The sequence below is a fragment of the Thalassospira marina genome, from assembly GCF_002844375.1.
GTDB classification, from domain to species: Bacteria; Pseudomonadota; Alphaproteobacteria; order Rhodospirillales; family Thalassospiraceae; genus Thalassospira; species Thalassospira marina.
In genome coordinates this window covers 3,307,955-3,322,234 of record NZ_CP024199.1, presented here as the reverse complement: position 1 = coordinate 3,322,234, position 14,280 = coordinate 3,307,955, and the positions used below count along the sequence as shown (strand labels likewise).

10 protein-coding genes and 1 tRNA gene are annotated in these 14,280 nt (G+C 55.1%); 6 read left to right on the top strand and 5 right to left on the bottom strand.

From position 1 onward, the window contains the following. Window positions 1-48: 48 nt before the first annotated feature. Window positions 49-1,215, bottom strand: coding sequence for a glutamine-hydrolyzing carbamoyl-phosphate synthase small subunit (gene carA, locus CSC3H3_RS15115; protein ID WP_101285363.1), 1,167 nt, complete (start codon window positions 1,213-1,215; stop codon window positions 49-51). 365 nt (window positions 1,216-1,580) lie between these two features. Between carA and CSC3H3_RS15105 the strand changes: the two genes are divergently transcribed. From CSC3H3_RS15105 to CSC3H3_RS15080, 6 genes are all read left to right on the top strand, one after another. Continuing rightward, window positions 1,581-2,036 carry a GatB/YqeY domain-containing protein gene (locus CSC3H3_RS15105; RefSeq protein ID WP_101264921.1) on the top strand — a complete coding sequence of 152 codons (456 nt, stop codon included), beginning with the start codon at window positions 1,581-1,583 and terminating at the stop codon, window positions 2,034-2,036. A gap of 114 nt (window positions 2,037-2,150) precedes the next feature. Continuing rightward, entirely contained in the window at window positions 2,151-4,025 is a 1,875-nt protein-coding gene (gene dnaG, locus CSC3H3_RS15100; RefSeq protein WP_101285361.1) for a DNA primase, read from the top strand. A gap of 110 nt (window positions 4,026-4,135) precedes the next feature. Then, window positions 4,136-6,238, top strand: coding sequence for an RNA polymerase sigma factor RpoD (gene rpoD / locus CSC3H3_RS15095; RefSeq protein WP_101285360.1), 2,103 nt, complete (start codon window positions 4,136-4,138; stop codon window positions 6,236-6,238). A 108-nt stretch (window positions 6,239-6,346) separates the two neighbouring features. Further along, a tRNA-Ile gene (locus CSC3H3_RS15090) sits at window positions 6,347-6,423 on the top strand. 424 nt (window positions 6,424-6,847) lie between these two features. Beyond that, window positions 6,848-7,486, top strand: coding sequence for a GntR family transcriptional regulator (locus CSC3H3_RS15085; RefSeq protein ID WP_172963434.1), 639 nt, complete (start codon window positions 6,848-6,850; stop codon window positions 7,484-7,486). Window positions 7,487-7,490: 4 nt separating this feature from the next. Further along, window positions 7,491-8,660 (top strand): M20 aminoacylase family protein, encoded by a 1,170-nt coding sequence (locus tag CSC3H3_RS15080; RefSeq protein ID WP_101285358.1) that lies wholly within the window; start codon window positions 7,491-7,493, stop codon window positions 8,658-8,660. A gap of 69 nt (window positions 8,661-8,729) precedes the next feature. Here CSC3H3_RS15080 and CSC3H3_RS15075 read toward each other — a convergent pair whose 3' ends face one another. The 4 genes from CSC3H3_RS15075 to CSC3H3_RS15060 form a co-directional block, all read right to left on the bottom strand. Beyond that, the gene (locus CSC3H3_RS15075) at window positions 8,730-10,475 is read right to left on the bottom strand and encodes an ABC transporter ATP-binding protein (protein ID WP_101285357.1); all 1,746 of its coding nucleotides are present in this window, start codon (window positions 10,473-10,475) and stop codon (window positions 8,730-8,732) included. Between the two features lie 77 nt (window positions 10,476-10,552). Continuing rightward, window positions 10,553-11,335, bottom strand: coding sequence for an ABC transporter ATP-binding protein (locus CSC3H3_RS15070; protein ID WP_101285356.1), 783 nt, complete (start codon window positions 11,333-11,335; stop codon window positions 10,553-10,555). A 31-nt stretch (window positions 11,336-11,366) separates the two neighbouring features. Beyond that, entirely contained in the window at window positions 11,367-13,355 is a 1,989-nt protein-coding gene (gene fhuB, locus CSC3H3_RS15065; RefSeq protein WP_101285355.1) for a Fe(3+)-hydroxamate ABC transporter permease FhuB, read from the bottom strand. Continuing rightward, window positions 13,352-14,275, bottom strand: coding sequence for an ABC transporter substrate-binding protein (locus CSC3H3_RS15060; RefSeq protein ID WP_101285354.1), 924 nt, complete (start codon window positions 14,273-14,275; stop codon window positions 13,352-13,354). The genes fhuB and CSC3H3_RS15060 overlap by 4 nt, the downstream gene beginning before the upstream one ends. Between the last annotated feature and the right edge of the window lie 5 nt (window positions 14,276-14,280).

Genomic DNA, 14,280 nt, shown 5'->3' with positions numbered 1-14,280 from the left:
CGCAGGCCGCATCATGAATGTCCGTTAGGTCGCTGTTTTCAGCAATGATCAGGATTTCGCGTCTTCAATCAGACTGACGAAACGTTTGAACAAATAGTGGCTGTCATGCGGGCCAGGGGATGCTTCGGGGTGGTACTGCACGGCAAAGGCAGGTTTGTCTTTTACGCGCAGACCGGCAAGCGATCCGTCAAACAGCGAAAAGTGCGTGGCTTCGACATTGTCGGGCAGGGTATCCTTGTCGACAACAAAGCCGTGGTTCTGGCTGGTGATTTCGACAACACCGGTTGTCGTATCCTTGACCGGATGGTTCGCACCGCGATGGCCGACTTCCATTTTCTTGGTCTTGGCACCCAGGGCTAGTGCCATCATCTGATGACCCAGGCAAATGCCGAAAACCGGTTTGCCGCTATCGATCAGCTTTTTGATGGTCGGTACGGCATATTCGCCGGTTGCCGCGGGGTCGCCAGGGCCGTTTGACAGGAAAATTCCGTCAGGTTCCATTGCCAGGATTTCATCAGCGCTGGTTGTTGCCGGCACGACGGAAACCTTGCATTCCTGGGATGCCAGGTTGCGCAGAATGTTGCGTTTGATGCCGTAATCAATGGCAACAACATGGTGCTTGGCATTGCCAACCTTGCCGTAGCCACCGGTGCGCGACCACAGGGTATCTTCCCATTCATAGCCTTCGGTGCAGCTGTTTTCCTTGGCAAGGTCCATGCCTTCAAGGCCGGGCCAGTCATTTGCCTTGGCAACCAGGGCGTCGATGTCGAAGGTGCCATCGGGGTTGTGGCAGATCACACCGTTCGGCGCGCCTTCGTTACGGATGCGTTTGGTCAGGCGGCGGGTATCCACCCCGGAGATGCCAACACGGCCATTGCTGGCCAGCCAGTCGTTGAAATGGGCGCTGGCGCGGTAGTTTGACGGCTCGGTAATGTCCTGGCGCAGGATGCAGCCAAGGGCGACGGGGCTGGCATTTTCAATGTCTTCGTCATTGACGCCGACATTGCCGATATGCGGGAAGGTGAAGGTGATCATCTGACCGGCATAGGAGGGATCGGTCATGATTTCCTGGTAACCGGTGATCGAGGTGTTGAAGCAAACTTCACCAACAACCTCGCCTCGGGCGCCGATACCGCGTCCCCAGAAAACTGAACCATCGGCGAGAACCAGAACGGCAGTGGCACCAGGAGGCGGGGTGTGCGTGGGCGCTGACATTGGCGAATGTCCTTTCGATCTATCCACGGTGAGACACGGAGTCTTTATATTATATAAACTGATCGGCAAGCCGATAAAAACAGCCCAAACTGCCGTCATGGCAGCCATGCAGATACGTGCAAAAACCCAGCATAAAACTGCAGCCACCATTGCGGTATCGGCATTTTATACTGAAAGCGGGTCGGGCACTTATCCCGTCGGGCAAATTGGCGGATGTCTACGGGATGCGACTGGCGCTGTCAAGAACCGATCAAAACTTTTATTTGTCTTTTGTTTTCAATAGTTTGCGGGGATACGTTTTCTTTGCGCTAACTGTACTTTTGGGGTATGTTCACTCCTTTCTTCCACAGAATCAGAGATACGCCATGCTGCGAGCGCAGCTTAATGATGCTTTGAAAAAAGCCGTCCTTTCGAAGGATGCCGTTTCGGTAACCACGATCCGCCTTATTCTTGCTGCTTTGAAAGAGCGCGATATCGCCGCGCGCGGCGAAGGCAATACCGATGGCATTTCGGACGATGATATTCAGAGCCTGCTGATGTCGATGGTCAAGCAGCGCCGTGAAAGCATCGAGATGTATACCAAGGGCAACCGTCCGGAACTGGCTGCCCAGGAAGCATCCGAAATCGTGGTGATTGAACGTTTCCTGCCGCGCCAGATGGATGATTCGGAAATTGAAGTGGCCGTTAAGGACACGGTTTCGGATATGGGTGCGACCTGCCTGAAGGATATGGGGCGCACCATGGCCGCCCTTCGCGAAAAATATAATGGCTGCATGGATTTCGGCAAAGCCGGCGTGGTAGCCAAAAGACTTCTGGGTTAAAACCCGTTCAATTTGCGATGAAAAGCCGGATGCCTTGCGTCCGGCTTTTCTCATGCTTAAACTTCACCTGTAATCGCAATCAATCGGTTGTAACCTTTCACGGATGGGCACGCTATGAGCTTTCCCCAGTCGTTTCTTGACGATCTGCGGGCGCGCGTTGGGCTGGCAGATATTGTCGGGTCATCGGTAAAGCTGATCAAACGCGGCCGGGAATATTCCGGGCTGTGCCCGTTTCATAACGAAAAATCCCCATCCTTTACGGTGAATGAACAAAAGGGATTCTATCACTGCTTTGGCTGTGGCGCGCATGGTGATGTCATCAGCTTTGTGATGAATACCCGTGGTTTGACCTTTGTCGAGGCGGTTGAAGTTCTGGCCAACCAGGTGGGCATGGATGTGCCCAAACCCTCGCGCGAGGCACAGGAGCGTGAGAAAAAGGCCAAAACCCTTTATGAAGTGATGGAAGCCGCCTGCGCCTTTTTCGAGCGTAACCTGCGCATGCCTGAAGGGCGCGAGGGGCTGGATTATTTTCACAGGCGCGGCCTTGATGACAAAACCATCAGCGATTTTCGCCTGGGTTATGCACCCGATAATCGTGCCGCGCTGAAAGCTGCCCTTAAGCGTGAAGAAATTGATGAACGCGCGATGATCGAGGCCGGACTTTTGATCGAGCCTGAAGATCGTAACCGGCAAAGCTATGACCGGTTTCGCGGGCGGGTGATGTTTCCGATTCTCGACCGGCGGGGGCGGGTGGTGGCCTTTGGCGGGCGCGTGATGGGCGATGCCAAGCCCAAATATCTTAACAGCCCCGATACGCCGCTATTTCACAAAGGACAGCTTCTTTATGGCCTGCCGCAGGCGCGTGAGGCATCGCAGCATGGTGCGGAAATTATCGTTACCGAAGGCTATATGGATGTGATCGCCCTGCATCGGGCAGGCTATCGGGGGGCAGTGGCGCCATTGGGCACCGCCGTAACCGAGGAACAGATTGGCGAGCTTTGGAAAATGACCAACGAGCCAATCCTGTGTCTGGACGGGGATGCGGCGGGCAAGCGTGCCGCTGTGCGCGCGGCTGAACGGGCGCTGCCAATTTTGCGGCCGGGGAAATCATTGCTGTTTTCCATTCTGCCGGAAGGGGAAGACCCGGATAGCCTTATGGGTGCAGGTGATGGCATGACGCGGTTTCGCAAGATCCTTGATCAGGCGGTGCCGCTGGCAGAGCTGGTTTGGCGGCTTGATACCGCAGGCAAACCGATTGATACGCCCGAACGTCGCGCCGCCCTTGAGGCGGCCATTGGCACACGTATTGCCGCGATTGGCGATGAAGCGGTCCGTCATCAATATCAGACCATGTTTCGCGACCGGACGTTTAAAATGTTTCGAGGGACTCGGGACAGTGCACCGCCGCCACGCCGGGCTGGAAATAAAAAATCCGCCAGCTATGGCAAACGCGGAAATAAAAACTATGTCTGGGAACCAGCCGGTAAAGCAGTGCCGGGAATGGCGCGGCCAGCAACGGGAAACCGTCGCCTTGTTCAGGATCGCATCCTGGTGGCAACCCTGATCAACCATCCGGCATTGCTTGATCATATCGGTGAACGGCTCGGAGTTTACGTTTGCGTAGACTCCGACCTTGACATTCTGCGGCGTGCAGTCTTAAAGCTGCTTGATGGTGATCCTGGACTTGACTCTGAAACACTTAAGGGCCACTTGAAGCGCGACGGGCTGTCGGAGACAGTTTTGCGGGCGGCGGAGAGCGAAGTTATGGCTCATGCTGCTTTCGCCAGGCCCGAAACGCCGCTTACGCGAGCCCTTGCGGGTTGGGAACAGGTTTTTTCGATGGCTGTAAGCTCCCTGGCGGACGAAGAGGCGAAATATGCCGTCCGACAGTTGGCAGCAGATGTCAGCGATGAAGAATGGGAAAGATTTTCGCATCGCCGCGATGATCTGGCCCGGCGCCGGGAAAATGTGTTCAAGCTCGACGACTGATCATTGCGGTTTCGCGGGATCAGTGTTCGGGCTATTTGTGATTTGCGTTGCCTTGGGCAACGTGCGGGATAACGTGGCGCTTTTGTGCCAAAGCGGGAAACGGGGAATAGATGTCGTCTAAGACTTCGAGCGCTGAAGAGAAAAAGACCTCTTCTGATAACGCAGACGGACCTCTTCTCGATACTTATAAAACAGCGATCAAGAAGCTCATTGCCAAGGGCAAGGAGCAGGGTCACATCACCGTTGACGAGCTTAATGCGGCACTGCCGTCTGAGCATTTCTCCTCTGAACAGATCGAAGACGTTATGACCAATCTCAATGAGATGGGCATCAATGTTGTCGAGAATGAAGAAGGGGATGACAGCGATTCGAATGATGATGACGCCGATGCTGATGCAAAAGGCAACATTTCCGAAGATGATGTTGGCCGTACCGACGACCCGGTACGCATGTATCTTCGCGAAATGGGCAGTGTCGAGCTGCTGTCGCGCGAAGGCGAAATTGCCATTGCCAAGCGTATCGAGGCTGGCCGTGAAATGATGATTGGCGGGATCTGCGAAAGTCCGCTGACCATTCAGGCTATTGTCAACTGGCATGACCAGTTGCAGGAAGGCAAACTTCTGCTTCGTGACGTTATCGACCTTGAAACTACCTATGGCGGCGGCCCTGATGCGGCTGCAATCGGCGAAGAAGTCGAGGGTGAGGGCGAGGAAGAAGTCGAAGACGATCTGTCGCCACTTGTTACGTCTGATGACGAAGACGAGGATGACGACAAGGAAGTCGAAGCACCCGAACAGCCTGTGTCGGCAACGCCTGCGCGCGAACGCAAGGTTTCTGCGCGCGATGACGAAGACGACGAGGATGAAGAAGGCGACGAAGACGAAGATGGCGAAGGCCGTTCCGAAGATGATGATGAAGACGAAGATGACGAGAACGAACAGGTCAACGTCTCTCTTTCCAAAATGGAAGAGGAACTGACCGAGCAGGTTCTCGAAAAATTCGAAAAAATCGCCAAGACCTATGAGAAGCTGCACAAGGCGCAGGAGCAGCGCCTTGCGGCCATGAACAAGGGTGAAACCGTTCCGGCGGCCACCGAAAAGCGTTATGGCAAGCTCAAGCAGGAAATGGTTGATCTGATGGAAGATGTTCACCTGAACAACTTCCGCATCGAAGAACTGCTCGATCATCTGACGGGTCTTAACAACCGTCTTCTCGGCCTGGAAGGCAAGCTTCTGCGTTTTGCTGACCGTTGCAAGATCAAGCGTCCGGATTTCGTCAAACAGTATCAGGGCAACGAACTTGACCCGAACTGGATGGAACGTGTTGGCGCGTTGCCGGGTAAAGGCTGGAAACTGTTCATCGAACGTTATGCCGACGAAATCGCCCAGTTGCGCGAAGGCGTGGGCGGTGTTTCGGCCGAAGTTGGCCTGCCGATCGGCGAATTCCGCCGTGTTTATGGCGTGGTCAACAAGGGCGAACGCGAAGCGGCACGTGCGAAAAAGGAAATGATCGAGGCCAACCTGCGTCTCGTGATTTCCATTGCCAAGAAATATACCAACCGTGGTTTGCAGTTCCTTGATCTTATTCAGGAAGGCAATATCGGCCTGATGAAGGCCGTTGATAAGTTTGAATATCGCCGCGGTTATAAATTCTCGACCTATGCGACTTGGTGGATTCGCCAGGCGATTACCCGTTCTATCGCCGACCAGGCCCGGACCATCCGTATTCCGGTTCACATGATCGAAACCATCAACAAGCTGGTTCGTACCTCGCGCCAGATGCTGCATGAAATCGGTCGGGAACCGACCCCGGAAGAACTGGCCGAAAAACTGCAGATGCCGCTTGAAAAAGTGCGCAAGGTTCTCAAAATCGCCAAGGAGCCAATCTCCCTTGAAACCCCGATCGGGGACGAGGAAGACAGCCATCTTGGTGACTTCATCGAGGACAAGAACGCTGTTCAGCCGCTTGATGCTGCGATCCAGGCCAACCTGCGTGAGACCACTACACGGGTTCTGGCATCGCTGACGCCGCGTGAAGAACGTGTTCTGCGCATGCGTTTTGGTATTGGTATGAATACCGACCATACGCTTGAAGAAGTCGGCCAGCAGTTCTCGGTGACGCGCGAACGTATTCGCCAGATCGAAGCCAAGGCCCTGCGCAAGCTCAAGCATCCGTCACGCTCGCGCAAGCTGCGGTCATTCCTTGATTATTAAACCAGAAACACTGCGATACGGGGCTTGACCTTTGCGCCAAAATCGCTAGTTTTCGGGACCGCACCTTACGGGGTGCGGTCCTTTTTTATTCCCGGACTTTTGTCTTGGGGGCCCGTAGCTCAATTGGTTAGAGCCGACCGCTCATAACGGTCTGGTTGGGGGTTCAAGTCCCTCCGGGCCTACCACTTTCCTCTTTGTCCCGTGCCACAAAAGATGACATTTTCGCCACAGAAGATGTCGCAAGCTCCTGGGAAAGCCCTTGGTGGCACCGCCTGCGTATCCATTGGCGCTCCTTATTCCCCCCTCTCCGATACGAATCTCTATCGTGCCTCCGGTGCCGCAGTCGGTAAGTCGGGCAGGACGTTGCAGTTTTGAACGGCTAGAAATGTTCACAAAGTCCCGACAGCGTCGCAGCGTGATATAGCTGATCCGCTATGAAGGCGTCCTTTGCCGGATTTGCCTTTGGACGGCGTGCATGGCTTATCAATCTTTCCCCACTTTTCGATCACAACAAAACTTCAGCATTGCTGCATCTGGCGCTTTACCGGCGGTGGGTGAGGGGTGAATATGCGTTGACATCGTATGCATAAATCAATATTGGATACAATTATGATTTCGGATACAAACAAAACCCAGTCAGAATCCATTGCCGACAAAATCAGGGATCTGATTTTGAATGGGACCTATCAACCGGGGCAGCCTTTGCGGCAGGAAGCCCTGTCGGAACAGTTAAATGTCAGTCGGACACCGTTGCGCCATGCGCTGCAGGCATTGGCGGATGATGGCCTGGTTGAGGCGACCGGGTTCAAGGGGGCGCGTGTGGCGCAGCTTGATCCCGGTATGGTGGCTGATCTGTTTGAAATGCGCCTGCTGCTGGAGCCGGTTGCGCTGGCATCCGCCTTTGATCGCTATACCAAAATGGATTTTGCCAGGGCGGAAATGGCGCTGGATGCTGCATCCACGGAAGGCGCGCCAGCGCGGCTGTCGGATTTGAACTGGGACTTTCATCACGCCCTTTATGCGCCGTCAGGCCGGGGCACGCTTTTAAAGACCATCGAGCAGCTAAACCGCGCCTCAGCCCTGGCTGAGGTTATTGCCAGCTCCATCACTGTGCGGCCGGAAAAATCGGCAGCGGAACATCAGGCGCTTCTCGATGCCTGCCGCAAGGGGGACCGGACCGGCGCCGTCGGGATTTTGCAAAATCATCTAACGCTTGCCTATCAGGATATTTGTAACAGGAAAGAGTGACCAAATGCCTATCATCAACCGCATCGCCGAATTTCAGGATGACATGATCGCCTGGCGGCATCATTTGCATGCCCATCCGGAATTATCCTATCAGGAAGTGGAAACGGCAAAATTCGTTGCCGAAAAACTGCGTTCCTACGGCCTGGAAGTTCACGAAGGAATTGGCGGTACCGGTGTGGTTGCGGTGCTTTATGGGCAGGAAGAAAGCGGACGTTCAATCGGTCTTCGCGCCGATATGGATGCGCTGGCAATTGAAGAACGAAATGAATTTTCTCATCGATCCACCCGCAAAGGGGTGATGCATGCCTGCGGGCATGATGGCCATACCACGATGTTGCTAGGCGCAGCGCGATACCTTTCGGAAACGCGGAATTTTGCCGGGCGTATTGTTTTCATATTTCAGCCGGCCGAAGAAATGGGCGGTGAAGATGGCGGTGCTGCTCGTATGATCCGTGAGGGCCTGTTCGAGAGTTTCCGCTGCGATGAAATTTATGGCATCCATAACTGGCCGGGTATGGATGTTGGGACCTTTGCGGTTAAGGCCGGGCCAATGATGGCATCGGGTGATAGCTTTGAAATTGAAATCACATCAACCGGGATGCATGCCGCACAGCCGCAAAAGGGTGCAGATGTCGTATTGACGGCAGGTCATATGCTGGTGGCCCTGCAGCAGATTTCATCACGCAATACGGACCCGCTAGACGCGCTGGTGGTGAGCGCAACGCAAATTCATGGTGGTGATGCCTATAATGTGCTGCCCAATTGCGTAACCATCCGTGGCACAGTTCGGGCCTTTTCCCCCGCCGCCCGGGCCAATGCGGAACCAGCCATTCGCCGCATTGCTGCGGGTATTGCCCAGTCAACCGGGGCGCACTGCGCTGTGCATTACGAACAGCAATATCCAACCCTGATCAATAACGAAGATGCGGCACAAACCGCAGAGCAGGCGGCGAAAACCATTTTTGGTAAGGTGGACACCAACCCACCGCAAACCATGATCGTCGAAGACTTCGCCTTCATGCTGGAAGATCGGCCGGGATGTTATGGCTGGATTGGCAATGGGCCAGATGACAATGGCCGTATCCTTCATAGCGCCTGGTTTGATTTCAACGACGCTGCCCTGCCATATGGCGCATCCTATTTTACCGCATTGGCAGAAGGCCGGTTTGAATAGGCTTTAATGAAATTGCAAAGGGGCGGAGGTCGTATTACGAGACCTCCGCCCTTAATCTCTTACCGATGATCAAATAGCGCTGCGTTGCTGCGTTATTGTGCTCATATGCGTTTGTGCCTCGTGCAGGCGGCAATATGGGCCGTTGGCGGTGATCAGGGCGTCATGGGTGCCCTGTTCGGCGATGCCGTCAGGGGTGATGACCACGATACGGTCTGCATTGCGCACGGTACTGATGCGATGTGCAATTACAAGGGTGGTGCGCCCTTCGGCCAGTTCTTCCAGCGACAGCTGAATGGCGCGTTCGGTTTCTGTATCGAGGGCAGAGGTGGCCTCGTCCAGAATAAGGATCGGCGGGTTTTTAAGGAAGATGCGGGCAATTGAAACGCGCTGTTTTTGTCCGCCCGAAAGTTTGACGCCACGTTCGCCAATGATCGTATCAAGCCCGTCCGGCAGGGTTGCCAGCAGATCATCCAGTCGGGCGCGGCGGGCAGCATCGCGGATATCATCATCGCTGGCATCCAGGCGGCCATAGGCGATGTTGTCACGCAATGTGCCAGCAAACAGAAAAACATCCTGCTGGACGATACCGATTTGGCGGCGCAGCGATTTCATCGTGATATCGCGAATATCCATGCCATCGATGGTGATTTTGCCCGCTGAAACATCGTAAAACCGCGGGACAAGCGAACAAAGCGTGGTTTTGCCTGCGCCCGAAGGGCCAACAAAGGCCACGGTTTCCCCGGCCGGGATCGTAAGGTTGATACGTTCAAGCACATTGCGGTCCGGGCCATAACCAAAGCTGACATCGTCAAACCGGATATCGCCATGAACGCCGGTAACGTCCCTGGCATCGGGGCTGTCGATAATGTCGGGTTCGGTTGCCATCAGGTTTTGATAGTTTTTAAAACCGGCAATGCCCTTGGGATAGGTTTCAACAACGGCGGCGATTTTTTCCAGCGGTTGGTAAAACACATTTACCAGCAGCAAAAAGCCGACAAACCCGCCAACACTGAGATCTCCGGTCACGACATAATAGGTCCCCGCCAGCAGGATGACGACCTGCACCATGCGCATGCCAAGGTAATTGATGGCAAGGCTTACCGCCATGATGGCATAGGCCTGCAGCTTCACGCTGCGGTAAAGTTCGTTATCCTTGTGAAACAGGGTGCGTTCGTGGTCCTCGTTGGCAAAGGCGCGAACAACGCGCACACCACCAACATTCTCCTCGATCCGGGCGTTAAAGGCCCGCACCCGGCCAAACTGGCTTTGCCAGTTGCGTGTCATTTCACCGCCAAACCGCACCACCAGCCAGAAAATAAGCGGCGCAATGGTTGCTGCAATCAGGGCCAGGGGCACATGGACGGTAAACATCAGGATCAGGGCGCCAACAAAGGTCATGATGGCGACAAAAAGGTCTTCGGGGCCGTGATGGGCCACTTCGCCAATTTCTTCCAGATCCTTGGTGATCCGCGCCACCAGGTGGCCGGTTTTCTGATTGTCGTAAAACCGGAACGAGAGTTTTTGCAGATGGTCAAAGGCGCGGCGGCGCATTTCCGTTTCAATGGTAATGCCTAGCACATGCCCCCAATAGGTAACAATCGCCATCAATCCGGTATTGACCAGATACACCACCAGCAGCCCGGCAGCAGCCAGGCAGATCAAAAGCCAGTCCTGACGGGGCAGCAGCACATCGACAAAGCCAGCAACCGCAATGGGAAAGCCCAATGCCAGAACACCCGAAAGCACGGCACATCCGAAATCAAGGATGAACAGCCGTTTATGCGGCGCATAATAGGAAAAGAATTCTTTGAGCATCGGTAGGTTCCAGCGGGGCAAAAAAAGCGGTGACGGGCAGCTTTCAGGAAATAAAGCGATTGAGAACCGTTTGCAAACTATATCAGTGCGGTGGGCGTTCGTAAAACCGGATGGGGAATAACATCCATCCGGACCCCATAAATATCAAACAGCCTTTCTGGCGTCATCAAATCGTGGGCAGGGCCATGGTCTATGATTTTGCCCTGGCGCAGGGCAAATATCTGGTCGCAATAGCGCGCGGCAAGATTGATGTCATGCAAAACAATGATGACACTGGTTTTGCGTTCATCAACAAGCCGTCTGACCAGGCTGAGAACATCGATCTGATGGGCGATATCAAGGGCCGATGTTGGTTCATCAAGCAGCAGGCATGGGGCATCCTGCGCAACCAGCATGGCAAGCCATGCCCGTTGCCTTTCACCCCCCGAAAGGGTGCCGACACTTCGTTTGGCAAGGTCGCCAATGCCGGTAAGCTCGATTGCTTCGGCCACTTTTTTCTGGTCTTTGTGGCCAAAACGGCCCAGCGCCCCGTGCCAGGGATAGCGGCCAAAGGCAACCAGTTCCTCAACCAGGGTGCCGGTGGCTGCTGATGTATTTTGCGGAAGATAGGCCAGTTTCCGGGCAAAGTTCCGCCCTGGCCAGCCTGCAAGATTTTGCCCGTCAAAGGTGATGGTGCCACGGCTTGCCTGTTGCTGGCGCGCAAGGATTTTGAGCAGGGTGGATTTGCCCGATCCATTATGCCCGACAAGGGCGGAAAACTGCCCGGCGGGGAACCGGGTAGTGATACCCGATAGTAATTCCCGTCCGTCAATGGCATAGGAAACATCGTTAAGGGTGAACAGATCCTGGTTCTGGGTCATTTAAGGGTCCTAAGCATCGGCGCAGATGGCATTATTGCGCCCGTTTGCGCGCAAGCAGCCATAACAGGAAGGGCACACCAATCAGATTGGTGGCGAGGCCTGCGGGAATTTGAAACGGAAAAATCAGATTACGGCCGAGCCAGTCGGCCAGAAGCAAAATGCCGCCACCAAACAGGGCCGCCGCCGGGATTTGATGCCGCGCCCGATGAAAACCGGCCATATTGGCCATATGCGGCCCCATCAGGCCAACAAAGCTTAGCGGGCCGATAATCAGTGTGGCGCCTGCGGTTAAAATTGCGGTGCTGACAAACAGGATATACCGCATTCGGGCAATGGGCACACCCAGGCTGAAAATGGCGGTGGTGCCGAGCGGCACCATATCAAGCCAGCGTAGTGTCATCATGCTGATTGCAAGGGCAATGGCGGCAAAGCCAGCGGTTAAAAGGGCTTCGGGCAGGGTCAGATAATAGGTTGATCCTGACAGCCAGGATAATAACTGCCCCAGCCGGGGGTCCTGTGCCGTCATTAACACTGCCATCATCAGCCCGGTTACCGAACTAAGCGCGACACCGGCCAGAAGCAGCCTGTCACCCGAAAAACCACCCCGCCGCGACAGTGTAATCAGTAGCAATAAAACCAGTATGGCACCAATGCCACCGGCAGTGATTTGCATGCCACGGGTCACGGTTTCGACGCAGAACATTAAAATAACCACTCCGGCAATCGCACCCGATGAAATACCCAGCACTTCGGGGCTGGCAATCGGGTTGCCGGTGGTGCGTTGCAGGATGCAGCCGGTAATGGCCAAAATGGCCCCGGCAGCCAATGCACCAATCGCACGCGGCAGGCGCCATTCCATGATATTGGCAACGGGAAAAGAGGATGCGAATTGCCATTGATCGCCGGTTTTGTCCACCATAAGGCTGATGGAAAACAGGACCAGAACCGCCAGAAATGCCAGAACCAGCATCGTGGCCGGATGACGGATGCGTTTGCCAATATGCGATATCTGCGGGTTGGGGCTGGCCGATGCCTTAAGGCGTGGCAATAGATAAAGCAATAGTGGCGCGCCCAGCAATGCGGTGGCCGCACCGGTTGGAAACAGCCGATAGGTGGTGGGCAACAGCAGGATCAACTGATCGGTGATCAGCAGCAATATCCCGCCGGCAAGGGTTGAAAGCAGAAGATAATGTGTCATCCGCCGGATATTGAGCGCGCGGATAATGGCTGGCCCGGCCAGCCCGACAAAGCCAAATACCCCGGCGGCCGATGTGGCAAGGGCCGTTGCCAATATGGCAATGCCCAGCGTGAGCAGCCGCATGGTGACAACCGACAGGCCCAGGCTTTTTGCCGTGGCATCATCCTGAACCAGCAGGTTAAGGGGGCGCACCAGTACCAGTGCTACCAAAAGCACAATCAAGATACGCGGGCCAAGGAAAACAACCTGGTTCCAGTTTTGCTGGTCAAGATGCCCAGCCCCCCAGAAAAACAGGCCAATCAGCAAATCATGGTTAAAAAGGGTGATGGTCGCAGCCATTGCCCCGCAATAAAGGCTGACCATAAGACCCGCGAGAATAACCGTTACGGGTGATAATGCCTGCCGCCAGCCAAGGGCAAATACCGCCGCTGCCGCACCGCAGGCACCCGCCAGCGCAACCCATTCGCGGCCCAAAACCAGCAACCCCGGAAACCAGATGATGGCGGCTGACAGGGCAAGATGTGCACCAGCCGATATGCCCAGTGTCGAGGGTTCCGCCAACTGGTTGCGCAGGGTTTGTTGCAATATTGCCCCTGAAAGGGCAAGCGCGCCGCCCACTAGAAAGGCCATGATCGTGCGGGGCAGAAAGGAAAACACAAACAGCGAAGCCTGTGTTGTGCGCGCCGTTTGTACCTGCAGGATTTGCGACCAGTCCTGAATGGGCAGAAGCTGCTGGGCATTGATGCATACCAGCAGAACCGCGCCGATGGTTAGCCCCACCAGCAGCGTACCGGCAGAAAGGGAAATTCGGTTAAATGTCATGATGGGGTATCTTGCAGGGTCAGGGCATCGGCCAGCAGCCGGGCAAAACGATGGGCACAGGGAAGGCCACCGTAAAACAGCGTATCGGGTAACAGCCGTATTCGACCGGCCCGAACGGCAGGCAGGCTGGTAAATACCGGAATGCCAAATTTGATCGCGATTGCCATGCGGGCCTGCGCACCAATATTGATGATGCGTGCGTCCGGGTTGGCGGTTAGCTGGTCAAGGGTGATGGTGGTATGGCCGAAAATTGATGTTCGTTCGTGCCAGGCATTTTGGATGTTCCAATGATCCAGAACATTTTGGAAAAGGCTGTTTTGCCCGAAAACCAGCGCCCGGTTGGCATCAACAATGCTGATAATATAAAGCGGCCGGCCATCATATTGCGTGATTTTTGCTTTCCCCGCCGCAAGGTCACGGTCGAAATTTGCAATATAATCGCGGCATTGGGGCGTTGCGCCAATTTGGGATGCCAGTTGGGCAAGCTGTTCTTTGCCATGCGCGATATGGTCAGGATGCGGGTTGGCGCGATCAAGCAGATGGGGTTCAAAAAAGACAACCTCGCCCACTTTTTCCAGGCGTGATTTCAGTGCGGCTAGTTGCGGGTTTATCACCAGAATATCGGGGGCAAGGCTGGCGATGCGCTCCAGGTTTGGTTCGGACCGCAGGCCAAGTTCAGCAACGCTGGCAGGGATAGCCGGTTCGACCATAAGCTGGCGGTAGCGGTTGATTTCAGGCATGGCAAGGGGTGTTATGCCCAGTGCCAGGATATTGGCCGCACTTGCCCAATCAAGTGCCAGAACGCGTTTGGGCATGGGTTGGGCATAGGCACGTGCCGGTATTGCCAGCGCAAGGCTGGCAATACCGGTTAAAAATGTGCGGCGGTTAAGGGGCGGGGCTTTGAAAACCGGCAGGGTCATCGTGC